Below are 19,436 nucleotides of genomic sequence, written 5' to 3'. Positions count from 1 at the left end.
TAAAACACTTGCGAATTTCTTTTTTACTGTGTATAATGTTCAATGTTGGTCTTTGACTGCTAAGAAGCGAGAGGTTGCCGACACACCCGGCCGCTTTGCCATGGCGGTGTGACGGAGAAATTTTCGTGGAGAATGTCTAGAAAATAGGCGAGAAGGAGGGAAAGTAATGGCAAAACAAAAAATTCGTATTCGTTTAAAAGCGTATGATCATCGTATCCTTGATCAATCTGCTGAGAAAATCGTTGAAACTGCGAAACGTTCAGGTGCTGGTGTATCGGGTCCGATTCCACTACCTACTGAAAGATCTGTTTATACAATCTTACGTGCGGTTCATAAGTACAAAGATTCTCGTGAGCAATTTGAAATGCGCACACACAAACGTCTTATCGACATCGTTAACCCGACACCACAAACTGTTGATGCGTTAATGAAGCTTGATTTACCATCTGGCGTTGATATCGAAATCAAACTTTAATGGTAAAAACACAATATAAACTTTTTAAAAATTTACAGGAGGTGTGACAAATGACTAAAGGAATCTTAGGTAGAAAAATTGGTATGACTCAAGTTTTCGCTGAAAACGGAGATCTTATCCCAGTAACAGTAATCGAAGCTACGCCAAACGTAGTTTTACAAAAGAAAACTGTTGAAACAGACGGCTACGAAGCAATCCAAGTTGGTTTTGAAGACAAGCGTATTAAGCTTTCTAACAAACCAGAACAAGGACACGTAGCAAAAGCAAACACGGCTCCTAAGCGCTTCATCCGTGAGTTCCGTAATTTAGATACTACGGCTTACGAAGTTGGTCAAGAAGTCAACGTAGAAATTTTCGCAGAAGGCGATGTAATTGATGTAACTGGTGTTACTAAAGGTAAAGGTTTCCAAGGTGTAATTAAACGCCATGGCCAATCTCGCGGACCTATGTCTCACGGTTCTCGTTACCACCGTCGTCCTGGTTCAATGGGTCCAGTTGCTCCGAACCGCGTATTCAAACAAAAGAAATTACCTGGTCAAATGGGTGCTGTCGTTAAAACAATCCAAAACCTTGAAATCGTTAAGGTTGATGTTGAACGTAACCTATTATTAGTTAAAGGTAATGTTCCTGGTTCTAAAAAAGCGTTAGTAACAGTTAAGACTGCTATTAAATCTAAATAATTCTCTCAAGAAAGGAGGAAACAGGAATGACAAAAGTATCTGTACTTAGTCAAACAGGTGCTTCAGTAGGCGAAATCGAATTAAACGATGCGATTTTCGGAATCGAGCCAAATGAAGCAGTATTATTCGACGCAGTAGTTGCTCAACGTGCTTCTCTACGTCAAGGTAATCACAAAGTTAAAAACCGTTCTGAAGTTGCTGGTGGTGGTCGTAAGCCATGGCGTCAAAAAGGAACTGGTCGTGCTCGTCAAGGTTCTATCCGCTCTCCACAATGGCGTGGCGGTGGTGTTGTATTCGGTCCTACTCAACGTAGCTACGCTTACAAACTACCTAAAAAAGTTCGTCGTTTAGCTCTTAAATCAGCTTTATCAGCTAAAGTGTTAGAACAAAACGTAGTAGTTCTTGATGCATTAACTTTCAATGCACCAAAAACAAAAGATTTCAAATCAGTATTAGCTGCATTAGAAATCAACAAAAAAGCATTATTCGTAACTGCTGAAGTTAACGAAAACGCTATTTTATCTGCCCGTAACATCCCAGGTGTTACAGTGTTAACAGCTTCTGGAATCAACGTTCTTGATCTTTTAGGTCACGATAAAGTTGTATTCACTCAAGATGCTGTGAAAAAAGTTGAGGAGGTGCTTGGATAATGGAAGCACGTGATATTTTAAAACGTCCAGTCATTACTGAGCGTTCTTCAGAAATTATGGCAGAGAAAAAGTATACTTTCGAAGTAGACACTCGCGCTAACAAAACTCAAGTTAAAGACGCTGTTGAAGAAATTTTCGGCGTTAAAGTTGAGAAAGTAAACGTTATGAACTACAAAGGTAAGTTCAAACGCGTTGGTAAATTCGGTGGATACACTAACAAACGTCGTAAAGCGATTGTTAAATTAACTGCTGATTCTAAAGAAATCGAATTATTCGAAATCTAATTATATATAGTAACATTTAAGAAGGAGGGAAAACAAATGGCGATTAAAAAGTATAAGCCAACCTCAAATGGTCGTCGTAACATGACGTCATCTGACTTTGCTGAGATTACTACTAATAAACCTGAAAAATCTTTATTAAAACCAATCAAACGCAAAGCTGGCCGTAACAACCAGGGTAAAATTACTGTTCGACACCACGGTGGTGGTCACAAGAAACAATACCGTGTTATCGATTTTAAACGTCTTAAAGACGGCATTCCAGGACGCGTTGCTACAATCGAGTACGATCCAAACCGTTCTGCGAACATCGCTTTAATTAACTATGCTGATGGTGAAAAACGTTACATCTTAGCTCCAAAAGGATTAGAAGTAGGTCAAACTATTCTTTCAGGTCCAGAAGCGGATATCAAAGTAGGTAACGCATTACCATTAGTAAACATTCCAATGGGTACAACTATCCATAACATCGAAATGAAACCTGGTAAAGGTGGACAATTAGTACGTTCTGCTGGTACATCAGCTCAAGTATTAGGTCGTGAAGGCAAATACGTTATCGTACGTCTACAATCTGGTGAAGTACGTTTAATCCTTGCTAACTGCCGTGCTACAATCGGTCAAGTTGGTAACGAACAACACGAACTTATTAACATCGGTAAAGCAGGTCGTTCTCGTTGGTTAGGTAAACGCCCAACAGTACGTGGTTCTGTAATGAACCCTAACGATCACCCACACGGTGGTGGTGAAGGACGTTCTCCAATCGGACGTAAATCTCCAATGACGCCATGGGGTAAACCAACTCTTGGTTACAAAACTCGTAACAAGAAAAATAAATCATCTAAATTTATTATTCGTGGACGTAAAAAATAATGTGGTAATACTACGGTTCTATTTGAGAGCCGTGGTCGTATCACGGAGGGAGGTTCCTAAATGGGTCGCAGCATGAAAAAAGGCCCTTTTGCAGACGATCACCTTATGAAAAAGGTGGTAGCTCAAGAGGCTTCTGAGAAAAAACAGGTTATTAAAACTTGGTCTCGCCGTTCTACTATTTTCCCTAACTTCATCGGTTTAACAATCGCTGTATATGACGGACGTAAACATGTTCCTGTATACGTAACTGAAGATATGGTAGGCCATAAACTAGGTGAATTCGCACCAACACGTACTTATAAAGGTCACGGTGCAGATGACAAGAAAACAAGACGCTAATTTTGAGAGGAGGTAAATCCTAATGACACAAGCTAAAGCTATCGCTCGCACAGTTCGTATCGCTCCTCGTAAAGTACGTCTAGTAGTAGACTTAATCCGAGGTAAGCAAATCGGTGAAGCAGTTGCAATTTTACGTCATACTCCAAAAGCGGCGTCTCCAGTCGTTGAGAAAGTATTAAAATCTGCAGTCGCTAACGCTGAACACAACTACGAGTTAGACATTAACAACTTAGTTGTATCTGAAATCTTTGTAGATGAAGGTCCAACATTAAAACGTTTCCGTCCACGTGCCCAAGGTCGTGCATCGGCAATTAACAAACGTACTAGCCACATTACAATCGTGGTATCTGAGAAGAAGGGGGTTTAATCCGTGGGTCAAAAAGTACATCCAATAGGACTTCGTGTTGGTATTATTCGTGACTGGGAATCAAAGTGGTTCGCTGAAAAAGATTATGCTAATCTTTTACATGAAGATATCAAAATTCGTAAATATATCGAAACTCAACTTAAAGATGCATCTGTATCTAAAGTAGAAATCGAACGCGCTGCAAGTCGCGTGAATGTTACAATTCACACTGCGAAACCAGGTATGGTAATCGGTAAAGGTGGTACGGAAGTTGAAAACTTACGTAAACACTTAACTAACGTAACTGGCAAACGCGTTCACATCAATATCATTGAAATTAAACGTGCAGATCTTGATGCTAAATTAGTAGCTGAAAATATTGCTCGTCAACTTGAGAACCGCGTATCATTCCGTCGTGCTCAAAAACAATCGATCCAACGCACAATGCGCGCTGGAGCAAAAGGTATTAAAACACAAGTATCTGGTCGTTTAGGTGGCGCTGATATCGCGCGTGCTGAACACTATAGCGAAGGAACTGTACCTCTTCATACATTACGTGCTGACATTGATTATGCACATGCTGAAGCTGATACAACTTACGGTAAACTAGGCGTTAAAGTTTGGATCTACCGTGGAGAAGTTCTTCCTACTAAAAAGAACTCTGTGGAAGGAGGCAAATAATATGTTATTACCTAAACGCGTAAAATATCGTCGTGAACACCGTGGTAACATGCGTGGAGAAGCGAAAGGCGGTAAAGAAGTATCATTCGGTGAGTTTGGCTTACAAGCTGTAACTGCATCTTGGATTACTAACCGTCAAATCGAATCTGCTCGTATCGCAATGACTCGTTACATGAAACGTGGCGGTAAAGTTTGGATTAAAATCTTCCCTCATAAGCCGTACACGAAAAAGCCTCTAGAAGTCCGCATGGGTTCTGGTAAAGGTTCTCCTGAAGGCTGGGTAGCAGTAGTAAAACCAGGAAAAGTAATGTTCGAAATCGCTGGTGTATCTGAAGAGATCGCACGTGAAGCACTTCGTTTAGCATCACACAAGCTTCCTGTAAAAACTAAAATTGTAAAACGTCAAGAAACTGGTGGTGAATCTAATGAAAGCTAATGAAATCCGTGACCTTGCCACTTCTGAAATTGAGTTAAAAGTAAAATCACTGAAAGAAGAGCTTTTCAACCTTCGCTTCCAATTGGCGACTGGTCAATTAGAAAACACAGCTCGCATCCGTGAAGTTCGTAAAGCGATCGCACGTATGAAAACTGTGATTCGTGAAAGAGAAATCAGTGCAAATAACTGATAAAGGAGGGTTCTAGTATGACTGAGCGTAACCAACGCAAAGTTTACACGGGTCGTGTAGTTTCAGATAAAATGGATAAAACAATTACTGTTTTAGTTGAAACTCATAAAAAGCATAAGCTTTATGGCAAACGTGTAAAATACTCTAAAAAGTATAAGGCTCATGATGAGCAAAACACTGCGAATATCGGTGATATCGTACGTATCATGGAAACTCGCCCGCTATCAGCTACTAAGCGCTTCCGTTTAGTGGAAGTTGTAGAAAAAGCGGTTATTATTTAATAACACATTTCGGAATAAAAAAAGTTTCCGAAGGGAGGTAACCTAAGTGATCCAACAAGAAAGTCGTATGAAAGTTGCTGACAACTCAGGTGCACGCGAAGTTTTAACTATTAAAGTACTTGGTGGTTCTGGACGTAAAACTGCGAACATCGGTGATATCGTTGTTTGTACAGTTAAGAAAGCAACACCAGGTGGCGTTGTCAAAAAAGGTGACGTTGTTAAGGCTGTTATCGTTCGCACTAAATCAGGTGCTCGTCGTAAAGATGGTACCTACATTAAATTTGATGAAAATGCTTGCGTAATTATCAAAGATGATAAATCACCACGCGGAACTCGTATTTTCGGACCAGTTGCACGTGAATTACGTGATGGCAACTTCATGAAAATCGTTTCTCTAGCTCCAGAAGTTCTTTAATTTCATGACAGTACCAATCAAGGAGGTGCGACACATTATGCATGTTAAAAAGGGCGATAAAGTAAAAGTAATTACTGGTAAGGATAAAGGCAAAGAAGGCGTTGTTTTAGCAGCTTTCCCAAAACAAGACCGTGTTCTTGTTGAAGGAGTAAGCATCGTTAAAAAACACGTTAAACCTAACCAACTGAACCCACAAGGTGGAATTGTATCTCAAGAAGCTGCAATCCACGTTTCGAACGTAATGCTTATCGATCCAAAATCTGGCGAGCCGACTCGTGTAGGTTATGAGATCAAAGATGGCAAAAAAGTTCGTGTTGCAAAAAAATCAGGTGTAGTAATCGACTAACAGTAAAAATGAGAAGGGAGGTACACACATGAGCCGCCTAAAAGAAAAATATTTAAATGAAGTGTCAACTGCTCTTATGAGCAAGTTTGAATATAAATCAGTTATGCAAATCCCAAAAGTTGATAAAATCGTTATCAACATGGGTGTAGGTGACGCTGTTCAAAACTCTAAAGCTTTAGACGTAGCTGTAGAAGAATTAACAATGATCACAGGTCAAAAACCAGTAGTAACTAAAGCGAAAAAATCTATCGCAGGTTTCCGTTTACGTGAAGGTCAAGCGATCGGTGCTAAAGTTACATTACGCGGTGAGCGTATGTATGAATTCTTGGACAAACTAATTGCAGTATCTTTACCACGTGTACGTGACTTCCGCGGTGTTTCTAAAAAAGCATTCGACGGTCGCGGTAACTACACACTAGGTGTTAAAGAACAATTAATTTTCCCGGAAATCGATTACGATAAAGTTTCGAAAGTACGCGGTATGGACATCGTTATCGTAACTACTGCGAATTCTGATGAAGAAGCTCGCGAGTTATTAACACAGTTCGGAATGCCGTTCCAAAAGTAATAAAATAAGGAGGGCGAAGACGTGGCTAAAAAATCAATGATCGTTAAACAACAACGCACGCAAAAGTTCAAAGTACAAGAATATACACGTTGTGAACGCTGTGGCCGTCCACACTCTGTATATCGCAAATTTAAACTTTGCCGTATTTGTTTCCGTGAACTTGCATATAAGGGACAAATTCCTGGCGTTAAGAAAGCCAGCTGGTAATCCCCTAATTTGGGAAGGAGGTAAATTTCATGACAATGACAGATCCGATTGCAGATATGCTTACACGCATTCGTAATGCAAACATGGTGCGTCACGAGAAGTTAGAGCTTCCTGCTTCTAACTTAAAGAAAGAAATCGCTGAAATTTTAAAGCGTGAAGGTTTCGTACGTGACGTAGAATACGCAGAAGACAACAAGCAAGGTATCATCCGTATTTTCTTAAAATATGGTAAAGAGAACGAGCGTGTTATCACTGGCTTAAAACGTATTTCTAAACCAGGTTTACGTGTATATGCTAAAACAAACGAAGTACCTAAAGTATTAAACGGTCTTGGTATCGCTTTAGTATCTACTTCACAAGGTTTATTAACTGACAAAGAAGCTCGCGCTAAACAAGTTGGCGGAGAAATCTTAGCATACATTTGGTAATTAGTAAGAAAAGAACGGAGGTGCAACATAAATGTCTCGCGTAGGTAAAAAAATTATCGAGGTTCCTGCTAACGTAACTGTTGAAGTGAAAGCTGAAAACATCGTTACTGTTAAAGGTCCAAAAGGCGAATTAACTCGTCAATTCCATCAAGATATGAAAATCGAGCAAGAAGGCAACACAGTATCTGTTGTTCGTCCTTCTGAATCGAAAGAACACCGTACTAACCACGGTACAACTCGTGCGTTATTAGCTAACATGGTAACTGGTGTTTCTGAAGGATTCACTCGTTCTCTAGAACTTATCGGTGTAGGTTACCGTGCGTCTTTACAAGGCAACAAGCTTGTATTAAACGTTGGTTATTCTCACCCAGTTGAGTTTACACCTGAAGAAGGTTTAGAGGTCGAAGTTCCTTCGAACACGAAGATCATCGTTAAAGGTATTTCTAAAGAGCGTGTTGGTGCTTTAGCATCTAACATCCGCGACGTACGTCCACCAGAGCCGTATAAAGGTAAAGGTATTCGTTACGAAGGTGAATTCGTTCGCCGCAAAGAAGGTAAAACTGGTAAATAATGCGGCCTAAATCGCATTAATATTTGAAAGGAGTGACCACTGTGATTACGAAACAAGATAAAAATCAAGTTCGTAAAAAACGTCATGGGCGTGTTCGTTCTAAAATTTCGGGTACTGCACAACGTCCACGTTTAAACGTATTCCGTTCTAACAAGAACATCTATGCACAACTAATCGATGACGTAGCTGGCGTAACTTTAGTTTCTGCTAATACTCAAGAAAAAGCTTTCGAAAGTATGGGCGCAAACGTAGAAGCGGCATCTAAAATCGGTGAAACAATCGCTAAACGCGCTGCTGAAAAAAATATTACAACTGTAGTATTTGACCGTAGCGGTTACTTATATCATGGACGTGTTAAAGCTTTAGCTGAAGCTGCACGTGAAAACGGCTTAGAATTTTAATAAGAAGGAGGGACATACTTCATGAGTCGCATTGACGCAAACAAACTAGAACTTGAAGAACGCGTTGTAACAATCAACCGTGTTGCTAAAGTTGTAAAAGGTGGTCGTCGCTTCCGCTTCACTGCTCTAGTAGTAGTTGGAGATAAAAATGGTCATGTAGGTTTCGGTACTGGTAAAGCCCAAGAGGTTCCAGACGCAATCCGCAAGGCTGTTGAAGACGCGAAGAAAAACTTAATCGAAGTACCACGCGTGGGTGGAACTACTCCACACTTAGTGCAAGGTCGCTTCGGTGCAGGTTCAATCTTAATCAAACCTGCAGCTCCTGGTACAGGAGTTATCGCTGGTGGTCCAGTACGTGCTGTACTTGAACTTGCTGGTATTACTGATATTCTTTCAAAATCTCTTGGTTCAAACACACCAATCAACATGGTGCGTGCAACTGTAGCAGGTTTAACTGAATTAAAACGCGCAGAAGATGTAGCAAAACTACGCGGTAAATCAGTGGAAGAGTTATTAGGATAAGGGGGGAATTATAATGGCTAAATTACAAATCACCCTTACAAAGTCTGTAATCGGTACTAAACCGAACCAACGTAAAGTTGTTGAGGCATTAGGATTACGTAAATTAAATCAAACTGTGGAGCAAGCTGATAATGTTGCAATCCGCGGTATGATCACAAAAGTAGCTCACTTAGTTACTGTAAAAGAAATTTAATCTCATTATATATGAACAAGGAGGTGCCACCCATATGAAACTTCATGAGTTAAAACCAGCAGAAGGTTCACGTAAAGTACGTAACCGCGTTGGTCGTGGTATCGGTTCTGGTAACGGTAAAACTTCAGGTAGAGGTCATAAAGGTCAAAACGCTCGTTCTGGCGGCGGCGTTCGCCCAGGATTCGAGGGGGGTCAAAACCCATTATTCCGTCGTATACCTAAACGTGGCTTTACGAACATTAACCGTAAAGAATACGCTATCGTTAACCTTGATGCATTAAACCGTTTTGAAGATGGTGCAGAAGTAACACCTGCATTATTACTAGAAACAGGAATCGTGAGCAACGAACGTTCTGGAATTAAAATTCTAGGTCATGGTACTGTAAACGTTAAGCTTACAGTTAAGGCTCACAAATTCTCTGCTTCAGCTAAAGAAGCAATTGAGAATGCTGGCGGAACTACTGAGGTGATCTAATGTTTCAGACAATCTCTAACTTTATGCGCGTTCGAGATATACGAAATAAAATCATCTTTACACTTTTAATGTTAATCGTTTATCGTATCGGGACATTTATCCCGGTACCAAACGTTGACGCAAATGTATTACAGGCAACTGACGAGTTCAACTTAGTTGGTTTCCTAAATACGTTTGGCGGTGGTGCATTAGCAAACTTCTCGATCTTTGCGATGGGGATTATGCCATACATCACAGCCTCAATTATTGTTCAGTTATTACAAATGGACGTTGTTCCTAAGTTTTCAGAATGGGCGAAACAAGGTGACGTTGGTCGACGTAAGTTGGCTCAATTCACTCGTTATTTCACGATTATATTAGCGTTCATTCAATCTTTCGCTATGAGCTTTGGTTTTAACCAGTTCTATGGTGGATCGTTGATTACAGATACTAGTATCCAATCGTATTTAATGATCTCTGTCGTGTTAACTGGCGGTACAGCTTTCCTACTTTGGTTATCTGAACAAATTACTGCACACGGTGTAGGTAATGGTATTTCTATCGTTATCTTCGCGGGTATCGTAGCTGGCATGCCAAATGTAGTAAACCAAATTTATGCACAACAAATTGAAGGAGCTGGAGAGCAGTTATTTATTAACATCGCAATCTTAGCTTTATTGGTTTTAGTGCTACTTGCTGTTGTAGTAGGAGTTATTTACATCCAACAAGCGTTGCGTAAAATTCCGATTCAATATGCAAAACGAGTTGCAGGGAACTCACCTAAAGTTGGTGCACAGGCAACGCATTTACCGTTAAAAGTAAATGCTGCAGGGGTTATTCCGGTAATCTTCGCAGTAGCGTTTATCGTAACACCACAAACTTTAGCGACATTCTTTGGCGATAATAATGTAACAGCGTTCATTACGAACACATTTGATTATACAAAACCTGTGGGGATGTTAATCTATATTGCATTAATCGTGGCGTTTACATACTTCTATGCGTTCATTCAGGTGAACCCAGAAAATGTAGCGGACAACTTGAAAAAGCAAGGTGCTTATATCCCGGGTATTCGCCCAGGTAATGACACTCAAGCTTATTTGACTAAAGTTCTTTATCGACTAACATTCGTTGGGGCAATCTTCTTAGTCGTTATTTCGGTTATGCCAATTTTATTCATTAACTTTATGAACCTGCCAGCTTCGGCTCAAATCGGGGGAACAAGTATGATTATCGTAGTTGGTGTAGCATTAGAAACAATGAAACAGTTAGAGTCGCAATTAGTGAAACGTCATTATAAAGGCTTTATGAAATAGTGCAGGTTTAGGAAACATTTTCGTTTCCTTGCCGGCATAGCTTAAGGGGGAGCAATCGTATGAATATCGTTTTAATGGGTCTTCCTGGTGCTGGTAAAGGTACTCAGGCTGACAAAATTGTTGAGAAGTACGCAATCCCTCATATTTCTACAGGCGACATGTTCCGTGCTGCCATCAAAGAAGGCACTGAACTTGGGTTACAAGCTAAATCGTTTATGGATCAAGGGGCTTTAGTTCCTGATGAAGTAACGATTGGCATTGTTCGTGAGCGTCTTTCACAATCTGACTGCGAAAAAGGATTCTTACTAGATGGATTCCCACGTACAGTTCCTCAAGCTGAAGCTTTAGATAGCATCCTTGAAGAATTAGGTCGTCCAGTTGAACATACCATTAATGTTCAAGTTGAAAAAGAAGAATTAATTGCACGTTTAAGTGGCCGTCGTATTTGTAAAACTTGTGGTACATCTTATCACTTAATTTTCAATCCTTCAAAAGAGGAAGGAAAATGTGATAAAGATGGTGGCGAGTTATACACACGTGCGGATGACAATCCCGAAACTGTAGCAAATCGTCTGGAAGTAAATATGAACCAAGCACAACCTCTACTTGATTTCTATCAAGCAAAGGATGTACTTACAAATATTAACGGACAGCAAGAAATCTCAAAAGTTTTTGCTGATCTTGACGCTCTATTGCAGGGCAGCCGCAGCTAATATCCGTCGGGCGCTAGACAGCTTTCGCGGTATTCATGCGGAGGCAACAACGAAACATAATTTCTTGAGAGTTGCAAAAGCATATTGTGCCTGGTATATAATATAAAGGTTGAGCACTTTTCTAGTGTGGTGACATCTTTGTAACGTATAATGGGTTTCGTGGAAGCATCTGTGTAACGGGTATGAATCTCTCATCAAGACATTCCGGCTATCGTGTTAACATATTGGGATGCGGTTCTTAATAGAAACTGTTTTTCCATGGATTGTGTGAAGCGAAACCAGACGAGCGTCTTATTGTACATCTCTCATGCAATCCAAACCATATGTTGAAACGAGTTGCTTCTTTATTAGGAGAAAACAGTTGCAAGAGCTCGCATGAGTTTTGATATTAACATATAGAAGGGAGACTATGAAGATGGCGAAAGACGATGTTATTGAAGTCGAAGGGACAGTTGTTGAGACTTTGCCAAACGCGATGTTTAAGGTAGAATTAGAAAATGGGCACACTGTGCTTGCACACGTTTCTGGAAAGATTCGTATGCATTTTATCCGTATCCTACCTGGAGATAAGGTTACTATTGAGTTATCTCCTTATGATTTAACTCGCGGTCGTATCACATACCGTTTTAAATAATCTTTTGCACTCCGGACTATTAAGGAGGTTAGGTTAGATGAAAGTGAGACCATCTGTGAAACCGATCTGCGAAAAATGTAAAGTAATTCGCCGACGCGGTAAAGTAATGGTAATCTGTGAAAATCCTAAACACAAACAAAAACAAGGATAATTAATCAAGGAGGTGCACTAACGAATGGCACGTATTGCTGGTGTTGACATTCCTCGCGATAAACGCGTTGTAATTTCATTAACTTACATCTACGGTGTAGGTAAAACAACTTCTTCTAAAGTATTAGCAGCTGCAGGTATTGACGAAAGTACTCGCGTGAAAGACTTAACAGAAGATCAATTAAACCTTATCCGTGAACAATTAGCTTCATACAAAACTGAAGGTGACTTACGTCGTGAAGTTTCTTTAAACATCAAACGTTTAATGGAAATCGCTTCATTCCGTGGTATCCGTCACCGTCGTGGTTTACCGGTTCGCGGTCAAAACACGAAGAACAATGCGCGTACGCGTAAAGGTCCTCGTAAGACTGTAGCTAACAAGAAAAAATAATTAAGTAAAGGAGGTTCCTTCTTAACATGGCTCGTAAACAACAAACTCGTAAACGTCGTGTGAAAAAGAATATCGAATCTGGTATCGCTCACATCCGTTCTACATTCAACAATACAATCGTAACGATCACTGATACACAAGGTAACGCGTTATCATGGTCATCAGCTGGTGCTTTAGGTTTCCGTGGTTCACGTAAATCTACTCCATTCGCAGCTCAAATGGCTGCTGAAACAGCTGCAAAAACTTCTATGGAGCATGGTATTAAAACTCTAGAAGTTACAGTTAAAGGTCCTGGTTCAGGTCGTGAAGCTGCAATTCGTGCACTTCAAGCGGCTGGATTAGATGTAACTGCTATTAAAGACGTTACTCCAGTTCCTCATAACGGTTGCCGTCCGCCAAAACGTCGTCGTGTGTAATAGGTGAGACTTAGGGGTATAATTACTTCTAGGTATACATCATGTTACTTGTACAATAGTCTTGTGCATTATAATAATCTAACTTAGATTGTCAACTATGATGGTTTGACCTATACATTAGATGTTTTGAAGGAGGGTAAATTGGAATGATCGAAATTGAAAAACCAAAGATTGAAACAGTGGAGATTAGCGAAGATGCCAAGTACGGCAAATTTGTTGTAGAACCGCTTGAACGCGGATATGGTAATACTTTGGGAAATTCTTTACGTCGTATCCTTCTGTCTTCTTTACCTGGAGCTGCTGTAACATCAATTCAAATTGATGGCGTATTACACGAATTCTCAACTGTAGAAGGCGTAGTAGAAGATGTTGCTTCAATTATCTTAAACGTGAAAAAGCTAGCTTTAAAAATCTACTCTGACGAAGAAAAAGTTATTGAGATTGATGTAAAGGGTGACGGTTCGGTTACTGCAGCTGACATTACACATGACAGCGACGTAGAAATTTTAAACCCAGATCTATATATCGCAACGATCGCTAAAAACGGACACTTACGCATGCGTATGTATGCACAACGTGGTCGTGGTTATACTCCTGCTGATCAAAACAAACGTGAGGATCTTCCTATCGGCGTGATCCCGATCGACTCTATTTACACTCCAGTTTCACGCGTCAACTTCCAAGTAGAGAACACTCGTGTTGGACAAAATTCTGACTACGACAAGTTATCACTTGATGTATGGACAGATGGCAGCATCGGTCCTAAAGAGGCGATTTCACTTGGAGCGAAAATTTTAACTGAACACTTAAATATCTTCGTAGGCATGACTAACGAGGCACAAACAGCTGAAATCATGGTCGAAAAAGAAGAAGATCAAAAAGAAAAAGTATTAGAGATGACTATCGAAGAACTTGATCTTTCTGTTCGTTCTTACAACTGCTTAAAGCGTGCTGGAATCAATACGGTTCTAGAATTAGCTAACAAGTCAGAAGACGATATGATGAAGGTTCGTAACCTTGGTCGCAAGTCTCTTGAAGAAGTTAAGCATAAGTTAGAAGAGCTTGGTTTAGGATTACGTAAAGAAGACTAAGCGAAAAACTATAAAATTTAGCTAGATCAGATATATCTTAAAAGGAGGTAAACGTCCATGGGTTACAGAAAACTTGGTCGTACAAGTTCTCAACGTAAAGCATTACTACGTGACTTAGCTACTGATTTAATCATCAACGAGCGCATCGAAACTACTGAAGCGCGTGCTAAAGAAACTCGTAAAGCTGTTGAAAAAATGATTACTTTAGGTAAACGCGGTGATTTACACGCTCGTCGTCAGGCAGCAGCATTCATCCGTCGCGAGCTAGTAACAGTTGGAGAAGGCGAAGAAGAAAAAACTGTTTTCGCACTTCAAAAATTATTTGATGATATCGCACCTCGTTATGCGGAGCGTCAAGGTGGTTACACTCGTATCCTTAAAGTAGGTCCTCGTCGTGGAGACGGCGCACCAGTAGTAGTTATTGAATTAGTTTAATTCTTCTTAACATACAGGTGAGGGGGGTGTCCGGTTCACCGGTTGAACCCGCACCCCTCTTTTTTCAATAAAAGATTTATACGACAATAATTAAGCTGAGCGTTATGATGAGCGATAAGGAAACTTAGGCGACTCGTTTAGCTCTCCGCACCTCATTCAACAAATATTCTGGCTTGAGCACCGGGGTATTATGTAAATGTAACGACAAGCGCATTTCTCTGAATGAGGTGCGCGCTTTTTATTTGGAATGAAGGGGTGATTCCCTGATTTCCCATACATATGCAAACATAAAGTACGTTTAAATAGGTAGCCTTACGGGGCAAAACTTGTTTGAAAACGTGCTTTATTTTTATATATGTCGATAAAAATTGTTATTTCCTGGGCAATAGATGCACCAAATGAAGAAATAGCAATGGAAATGAGGCAAACGTGGCGATGATGGACGAAATTTTATCATTTAATAATGTGACATTTTCTTATACACCTGAAGACAAAGACGCACGAAATGCTGTAGAGGATGTAACGTTCTCGATTAATAAAGGTGAGTGGATTGCGATTGTTGGCCATAACGGTTCAGGTAAATCCACGATGGCTAAGCTCATGAGCGGTCTATTATTTCCACAGCAAGGTGAAGTGCGTATAAAATATGATGTTTTAACGGAAGAAAATATATGGGACATTCGTGCGCAAATGGGCATGGTGTTTCAAAATCCAGATAACCAATTCGTAGGGGCTACTGTACAAGATGACGTGGCTTTTTCTCTAGAAAATAACGGGGTACCGCATGAAGAAATGGTGCAACGTGTGAAGACGGCACTGCAACAGGTAAAGATGGAGAAGTTCATGAATCATGAGCCGCATCATTTATCAGGTGGACAAAAGCAGCGTGTCGCAATTGCAGGTGCATTAGCGATGCAACCACAAATTCTAATTTTAGATGAAGCAACTTCGATGCTCGATCCACAAGGGCGTGAGGAAGTGTTAAATATTGTGGAGTCGCTACGTAAGGAAATTGGCTTAACGGTACTAGCGATTACGCATGATTTAGAAGAGGCGCTACTTGCAGATCGTATTATTTTCATGAATGCTGGTAAAAAGTATGCACAGGGCACACCGTCTGAGATTTTTGCACTCGGAGATGAGCTCGTGAAATTCGGCTTAGATTTACCGTTTGCGATGAAAATGACGAAGCTCTTACAAGCACAGGGCGTTTCGCTTGTTGGGCAACATATGACAGAAGAAGAGCTGGTGAATGATTTATGGACATCCAACTTCAACAAGTAAGCTATGCCTATTCAAAGGGGACACCGTTTGAAAAGTATGCACTCTATGATGTGAATTTGACAATTCAAAGCGGTAGCTACCAGGCAATTATCGGCCATACTGGCTCAGGGAAGTCGACCATTTTACAGCATTTTAACGGGCTATTAAAGCCGTCTGAAGGTGTTGTCAAGGTAGGAGACAGAATGATTGAAGCGGGTAAGAAGGCCAAGGATTTAAAACCAATCCGCCAAAGGGTTGGTATTGTCTTTCAGTTCCCAGAGCATCAGCTATTTGAAGAAACGGTATTAAAGGACATTATTTTTGGTCCAATGAACTTCGGTATTTCACAAGAAGAAGCAGAGAAACGTGCACGTGAGTTAATCAAGCTTGTTGGCCTACCGGAGAGTGTGTTAGAGAAGTCACCATTTGATTTATCAGGTGGGCAGATGCGTCGTGTAGCAATTGCAGGGGTGCTTGCCATGGAGCCTGAAGTGATTGTGTTGGACGAACCGACAGCGGGGCTTGATCCTCGTGGGCAAAAAGAGATGATGGACTTATTCTATAATTTGCATAAACAAAAGGGCTTAACGACAATTCTCGTAACGCATAGTATGGAAGATGCGGCACGTTATGCAGATTACGTGGCGATTATGCATGAAGGTGTTTCGGTACTTGTTGGGGAACCACGTGAGATTTTTGGGGATGAACAAATGCTCGCGAAATACGGTCTAGAACCACCACGTGTTGTGAAGTTTCAACGTAAAGTTGAGAAAATGCTTGGGACGCGACTTCATCAAACATGCTTAACGGAAGAAGAGCTGGCCTTAGAAATTGGCCAAGTTGTTCGAAAGGAGCGTGATGAGGTATGATGGAAAAAATGATTTTCGGACGCTATATTCCGGGGGATTCATTCGTCCATAAGCTAGATCCACGTTCGAAGCTATTATTTGTCTTTGCGTTTATCGTGGTTGTGTTTTTAGCAAACAATGTTATCACGTATGCGATTCTATTAGCACTGACGTTATTTGTGGTTGTGTTATCTAAAATTCGTCTATACTTTTTAATAAATGGCCTAAAGCCCGTTATCTTTTTGATGGTCTTTACGCTCGTGCTACATTTGCTCATGACAAAAGGAGGGGCTGTCCTATTAGATTTAGGCTTTGTGAAAATCTATGAGGATGGGTTACGCCAAGGTGTTTTTATATCGCTACGTTTTTTAGTACTAGTGTTTATGACGTCAATTTTAACGTTAACAACGTCACCGATTTCGATTACGGATGGACTTGAGACATTATTGAATCCGTTTAAGCGATTTAAGTTACCAGTCCATGAACTTGCGTTAATGATGTCAATTTCACTGCGCTTCATTCCAACCTTAATGGATGAAACGGATAAAATTATGAAAGCACAAATGGCGCGTGGTTCTGATTTAAGTGCAGGGCCAATTAAGGATCGTTTAAAGGCGGTTGTGCCATTACTAGTGCCACTCTTTGTCAGTGCGTTTAAACGTGCTGAGGATTTAGCGACTGCTATGGAAGTACGTGGCTACCGCGGCGGTGAAGGGCGTACGAAATATCGTCAGCTTAAATGGACAGCGAGAGATACAATTAGCTTAGTGCTACTTGTGGTAGTTGCGGTTATACTATTTATGCTGCGTAGCTAGGAGAAGACCGATGAGATTAAAAGCAACAATTAGCTATGACGGGACACAGTTTGCCGGCTACCAAGTGCAGCCAGGGGAGCGTACCGTCCAGCTTGAAATAGAAAAAGTATTAAAGGTCATGCATAAGGGCGATATGGTGAAAATCACGGCAAGTGGTCGTACCGATGCGCGCGTCCATGCAACAGGTCAGGTCATTCATTTTGATACACCGCTTAGGATTCCTGCTGATAAATATCAAAAGGCATTAAATGTGCAGCTGCCTCGTGATATTCGCGTTTTAGCGGTTGAAGAAGTAGCAGATGATTTTCACGCACGTTTTGACGTATCAGGCAAGCGCTATCGTTATATATGGGATTGTAACGTCGTACAGAGCCCGTTTCGCCGTCATTACACGGTAGAGACAACTGGGGTTAAGCCAGACGTTGAAGCGATGCAGCGTGCGGCAAATGCCGTTATTGGCACACATGATTTTAGCTGTTTTTGTGCAGCGAATACAAGCGTTGTCGATAAAGTGCGTACAGTGCACGGAATCGAGCTTACATGGCACGGAGAAGAACTGCATATGACGATCGCTGGAACAGGCTTCTTATATAACATGGTACGCATTATTGCCGGTACGTTATGGGAAGTAGGGACGGGTCGCCGGGAAGTGGATTCCGTTGCGGAGGCAATTGCGTCAATGGACCGTGCGCAGGCAGGAAAAACCGCCCCTGCACATGGACTGTATTTGGAACAAGTTTTCTATGAATAAATGAAAAATTTTTTTCAGAATACCTGAATTTTTTTTAGGAAATCGGGCGAAACAGGCATCAATCAAGGCGTTAACAACCTTTCCAGGTGTTCGATTAAATACCTTGACTTATGTACAGGATTATTATAAGATGATGTATGGTATTTTCATTACCACCACAATAATAAGCCCCGAAAACTTATAAGTGTAGAATAATGAAAAATAACGGTAATTTTATATCGATTAGGAGGATACAAACATGCGCACAACTTTCATGGCTAAAGGTCAAGAAGTAGAACGTAAGTGGTTAGTAGTTGACGCAGAAGGCCAAACATTAGGTCGTTTAGCTTCTGAAGTAGCTGCTATCTTACGTGGTAAACATAAACCAACTTTCACACCAAACGTTGATACAGGTGATCACGTAATCATCATCAATGCAGAAAAAATCGAGTTAACAGGTAATAAATTACAAGGTAAAATTTACTACCGCCACACTCAATTCACTGGTGGTTTAAAACAGCGTACAGCTGGAGAAATGAAAGAAAAATACCCAACTCAAATGCTTGAGTTAGCAATCAAAGGTATGCTTCCAAAGAACTCTTTAGGTCGTCAAATGTTTACTAAGTTAAACGTTTACGCTGGTTCTGAGCATCCACATGCTGCACAAAAACCAGAAGCTTACGAGCTACGTGGTTAATAAATAAATTATAATAGGAGGAAATAACTTTGGCACAAGTACAATACATCGGCACAGGTCGCCGTAAAAGCTCAACTGCTCGCGTACGTTTAGTACCAGGCGAAGGTAAAGTAGTAATCAACAACCGTGATGTTGCTGATTACCTACCATACGAAACTTTACACTTAATCATCAACCAACCATTAGAAGCAACTGAAACTAAAGGTTCTTATGACGTTCACGTTAACGTAAACGGTGGTGGATTCACAGGTCAAGCTGGAGCAATCCGTCATGGTATCGCTCGTGCATTATTACAAGTTGATCCTGACTTCCGTGGCGCTTTAAAAGCTGCAGGTCTATTAACTCGTGATTCTCGCATGAAAGAACGTAAAAAACCAGGTTTACGCGGCGCTCGTCGTGCACCTCAGTTCTCAAAACGTTAATCTTTTCGATTACTATTTTGCGAAATTACAAAACCCTTTCTTGGATATTTTCCGAGAAAGGGTTTTTTTAAACTTCTTTTTAGAGGTTGTCATAAAACTAGAGACTTGGCTTGGGAAGATAAGCTTGATTTCACTTCGGTAATCTCATTTTCTAATAATCGCGAAATCTAGTGAAATCAAC

The 19,436-nt window shown here is 40.7% G+C and carries 35 protein-coding genes; all 35 read left to right on the top strand.

The genetic code is table 11. The features are described 5' to 3' along the window. Positions 1–166 precede the first annotated feature (166 nt). The 35 genes from rpsJ (at position 167) to rpsI (ending at position 19,255) form a co-directional block, all read left to right on the top strand. Positions 167–475, top strand: a complete 309-nt coding sequence (rpsJ, locus tag NSQ62_RS20420) for a 30S ribosomal protein S10 (protein WP_008406970.1) — start codon at positions 167–169, stop codon at positions 473–475. Positions 476–525: 50 nt separating this feature from the next. Beyond that, positions 526–1,155, top strand: a complete 630-nt coding sequence (gene rplC / locus NSQ62_RS20415) for a 50S ribosomal protein L3 (RefSeq protein ID WP_341321845.1) — start codon at positions 526–528, stop codon at positions 1,153–1,155. Between the two features lie 26 nt (positions 1,156–1,181). Further along, positions 1,182–1,805, top strand: coding sequence for a 50S ribosomal protein L4 (gene rplD, locus NSQ62_RS20410; RefSeq protein WP_341321844.1), 624 nt, complete (start codon positions 1,182–1,184; stop codon positions 1,803–1,805). Then, a complete protein-coding gene (rplW, locus tag NSQ62_RS20405; protein WP_008406966.1) occupies positions 1,805–2,089 on the top strand; it encodes a 50S ribosomal protein L23 in 285 nt (94 codons plus the stop codon). Before rplD ends, rplW begins: the two co-directional genes overlap by 1 nt. 36 nt (positions 2,090–2,125) lie before the next feature. Beyond that, entirely contained in the window at positions 2,126–2,956 is an 831-nt protein-coding gene (rplB, locus tag NSQ62_RS20400; RefSeq protein ID WP_341321843.1) for a 50S ribosomal protein L2, read from the top strand. Positions 2,957–3,016: 60 nt separating this feature from the next. Continuing rightward, complete coding sequence (gene rpsS / locus NSQ62_RS20395) at positions 3,017–3,295, top strand: 30S ribosomal protein S19 (RefSeq protein WP_241370746.1); 279 nt, start codon at positions 3,017–3,019, stop codon at positions 3,293–3,295. A 22-nt stretch (positions 3,296–3,317) separates the two neighbouring features. Then, complete coding sequence (rplV, locus tag NSQ62_RS20390) at positions 3,318–3,662, top strand: 50S ribosomal protein L22 (protein WP_191701159.1); 345 nt, start codon at positions 3,318–3,320, stop codon at positions 3,660–3,662. 3 nt (positions 3,663–3,665) lie between these two features. Then, positions 3,666–4,322, top strand: a complete 657-nt coding sequence (gene rpsC, locus NSQ62_RS20385; RefSeq protein ID WP_341321842.1) for a 30S ribosomal protein S3 — start codon at positions 3,666–3,668, stop codon at positions 4,320–4,322. Between the two features lies 1 nt (position 4,323). Then, complete coding sequence (rplP, locus tag NSQ62_RS20380; protein WP_341321841.1) at positions 4,324–4,758, top strand: 50S ribosomal protein L16; 435 nt, start codon at positions 4,324–4,326, stop codon at positions 4,756–4,758. Next, entirely contained in the window at positions 4,748–4,948 is a 201-nt protein-coding gene (rpmC, locus tag NSQ62_RS20375; RefSeq protein ID WP_004233646.1) for a 50S ribosomal protein L29, read from the top strand. Before rplP ends, rpmC begins: the two co-directional genes overlap by 11 nt. Positions 4,949–4,965: 17 nt before the next feature. Further along, positions 4,966–5,229 (top strand): 30S ribosomal protein S17, encoded by a 264-nt coding sequence (rpsQ, locus tag NSQ62_RS20370; protein WP_341321840.1) that lies wholly within the window; start codon positions 4,966–4,968, stop codon positions 5,227–5,229. A gap of 46 nt (positions 5,230–5,275) precedes the next feature. Then, positions 5,276–5,644: a 50S ribosomal protein L14 gene (rplN, locus tag NSQ62_RS20365; protein ID WP_008406955.1), complete on the top strand. Its 369-nt coding sequence runs from the start codon at positions 5,276–5,278 to the stop codon at positions 5,642–5,644. 37 nt (positions 5,645–5,681) lie between these two features. Then, on the top strand, positions 5,682–5,990 hold the full coding sequence (gene rplX, locus NSQ62_RS20360) for a 50S ribosomal protein L24 (RefSeq protein WP_341321839.1): 309 nt from the start codon (positions 5,682–5,684) through the stop codon (positions 5,988–5,990). A gap of 28 nt (positions 5,991–6,018) precedes the next feature. After that, positions 6,019–6,558, top strand: coding sequence for a 50S ribosomal protein L5 (rplE, locus tag NSQ62_RS20355; protein ID WP_341321838.1), 540 nt, complete (start codon positions 6,019–6,021; stop codon positions 6,556–6,558). 21 nt (positions 6,559–6,579) lie between these two features. Continuing rightward, on the top strand, positions 6,580–6,765 hold the full coding sequence (rpsN, locus tag NSQ62_RS20350; RefSeq protein WP_008406949.1) for a 30S ribosomal protein S14: 186 nt from the start codon (positions 6,580–6,582) through the stop codon (positions 6,763–6,765). A gap of 29 nt (positions 6,766–6,794) precedes the next feature. Further along, positions 6,795–7,193, top strand: a complete 399-nt coding sequence (rpsH, locus tag NSQ62_RS20345; RefSeq protein WP_341321837.1) for a 30S ribosomal protein S8 — start codon at positions 6,795–6,797, stop codon at positions 7,191–7,193. 31 nt (positions 7,194–7,224) lie between these two features. Further along, positions 7,225–7,764, top strand: coding sequence for a 50S ribosomal protein L6 (gene rplF / locus NSQ62_RS20340; protein WP_341321836.1), 540 nt, complete (start codon positions 7,225–7,227; stop codon positions 7,762–7,764). A gap of 41 nt (positions 7,765–7,805) precedes the next feature. Next, positions 7,806–8,165, top strand: coding sequence for a 50S ribosomal protein L18 (gene rplR / locus NSQ62_RS20335; protein WP_341321835.1), 360 nt, complete (start codon positions 7,806–7,808; stop codon positions 8,163–8,165). Positions 8,166–8,186: 21 nt separating this feature from the next. Then, positions 8,187–8,687, top strand: coding sequence for a 30S ribosomal protein S5 (gene rpsE, locus NSQ62_RS20330; RefSeq protein WP_099425582.1), 501 nt, complete (start codon positions 8,187–8,189; stop codon positions 8,685–8,687). A 10-nt stretch (positions 8,688–8,697) separates the two neighbouring features. Further along, on the top strand, positions 8,698–8,880 hold the full coding sequence (gene rpmD, locus NSQ62_RS20325) for a 50S ribosomal protein L30 (protein ID WP_341323988.1): 183 nt from the start codon (positions 8,698–8,700) through the stop codon (positions 8,878–8,880). A 34-nt stretch (positions 8,881–8,914) separates the two neighbouring features. Continuing rightward, positions 8,915–9,355 carry a 50S ribosomal protein L15 gene (rplO, locus tag NSQ62_RS20320; protein ID WP_341321834.1) on the top strand — a complete coding sequence of 147 codons (441 nt, stop codon included), beginning with the start codon at positions 8,915–8,917 and terminating at the stop codon, positions 9,353–9,355. Continuing rightward, positions 9,355–10,650, top strand: coding sequence for a preprotein translocase subunit SecY (secY, locus tag NSQ62_RS20315; RefSeq protein ID WP_341321833.1), 1,296 nt, complete (start codon positions 9,355–9,357; stop codon positions 10,648–10,650). The genes rplO and secY overlap by 1 nt, the downstream gene beginning before the upstream one ends. A gap of 59 nt (positions 10,651–10,709) precedes the next feature. Further along, entirely contained in the window at positions 10,710–11,363 is a 654-nt protein-coding gene (locus tag NSQ62_RS20310) for an adenylate kinase (RefSeq protein ID WP_341321832.1), read from the top strand. A gap of 415 nt (positions 11,364–11,778) precedes the next feature. Continuing rightward, positions 11,779–11,997: a translation initiation factor IF-1 gene (gene infA / locus NSQ62_RS20305; RefSeq protein ID WP_016839390.1), complete on the top strand. Its 219-nt coding sequence runs from the start codon at positions 11,779–11,781 to the stop codon at positions 11,995–11,997. 37 nt (positions 11,998–12,034) lie between these two features. Continuing rightward, the gene (gene rpmJ / locus NSQ62_RS20300) at positions 12,035–12,148 is read left to right on the top strand and encodes a 50S ribosomal protein L36 (protein WP_000868344.1); all 114 of its coding nucleotides are present in this window, start codon (positions 12,035–12,037) and stop codon (positions 12,146–12,148) included. Positions 12,149–12,172: 24 nt separating this feature from the next. Next, a complete protein-coding gene (gene rpsM / locus NSQ62_RS20295) occupies positions 12,173–12,538 on the top strand; it encodes a 30S ribosomal protein S13 (RefSeq protein ID WP_241370759.1) in 366 nt (121 codons plus the stop codon). A gap of 26 nt (positions 12,539–12,564) precedes the next feature. Then, complete coding sequence (rpsK, locus tag NSQ62_RS20290; protein ID WP_341321831.1) at positions 12,565–12,954, top strand: 30S ribosomal protein S11; 390 nt, start codon at positions 12,565–12,567, stop codon at positions 12,952–12,954. A 146-nt stretch (positions 12,955–13,100) separates the two neighbouring features. Further along, entirely contained in the window at positions 13,101–14,045 is a 945-nt protein-coding gene (locus tag NSQ62_RS20285; RefSeq protein WP_336046396.1) for a DNA-directed RNA polymerase subunit alpha, read from the top strand. Positions 14,046–14,102: 57 nt separating this feature from the next. Continuing rightward, positions 14,103–14,480 (top strand): 50S ribosomal protein L17, encoded by a 378-nt coding sequence (gene rplQ, locus NSQ62_RS20280; RefSeq protein ID WP_008406715.1) that lies wholly within the window; start codon positions 14,103–14,105, stop codon positions 14,478–14,480. Positions 14,481–14,918: 438 nt separating this feature from the next. Beyond that, positions 14,919–15,764: an energy-coupling factor ABC transporter ATP-binding protein gene (locus NSQ62_RS20275; RefSeq protein WP_341323987.1), complete on the top strand. Its 846-nt coding sequence runs from the start codon at positions 14,919–14,921 to the stop codon at positions 15,762–15,764. Then, positions 15,740–16,612 (top strand): energy-coupling factor ABC transporter ATP-binding protein, encoded by an 873-nt coding sequence (locus tag NSQ62_RS20270; protein WP_341321830.1) that lies wholly within the window; start codon positions 15,740–15,742, stop codon positions 16,610–16,612. The genes NSQ62_RS20275 and NSQ62_RS20270 overlap by 25 nt, the downstream gene beginning before the upstream one ends. Further along, complete coding sequence (locus NSQ62_RS20265; protein ID WP_341321829.1) at positions 16,609–17,406, top strand: energy-coupling factor transporter transmembrane protein EcfT; 798 nt, start codon at positions 16,609–16,611, stop codon at positions 17,404–17,406. The genes NSQ62_RS20270 and NSQ62_RS20265 overlap by 4 nt, the downstream gene beginning before the upstream one ends. 10 nt (positions 17,407–17,416) lie before the next feature. After that, on the top strand, positions 17,417–18,157 hold the full coding sequence (truA, locus tag NSQ62_RS20260) for a tRNA pseudouridine(38-40) synthase TruA (RefSeq protein WP_341321828.1): 741 nt from the start codon (positions 17,417–17,419) through the stop codon (positions 18,155–18,157). A gap of 238 nt (positions 18,158–18,395) precedes the next feature. Further along, on the top strand, positions 18,396–18,833 hold the full coding sequence (rplM, locus tag NSQ62_RS20255) for a 50S ribosomal protein L13 (protein ID WP_341321827.1): 438 nt from the start codon (positions 18,396–18,398) through the stop codon (positions 18,831–18,833). Positions 18,834–18,862: 29 nt separating this feature from the next. Further along, positions 18,863–19,255 (top strand): 30S ribosomal protein S9, encoded by a 393-nt coding sequence (rpsI, locus tag NSQ62_RS20250; RefSeq protein WP_341321826.1) that lies wholly within the window; start codon positions 18,863–18,865, stop codon positions 19,253–19,255. The last annotated feature ends 181 nt before the right edge of the window (positions 19,256–19,436 follow it).

It is taken from the genome of Solibacillus sp. FSL H8-0523 (assembly GCF_038051985.1).
Lineage (GTDB): Bacteria > Bacillota > Bacilli > Bacillales_A > Planococcaceae > Solibacillus.
Note: the sequence above shows the minus strand (reverse complement) of the source record. Positions and strands in the feature narration are given on the sequence as shown.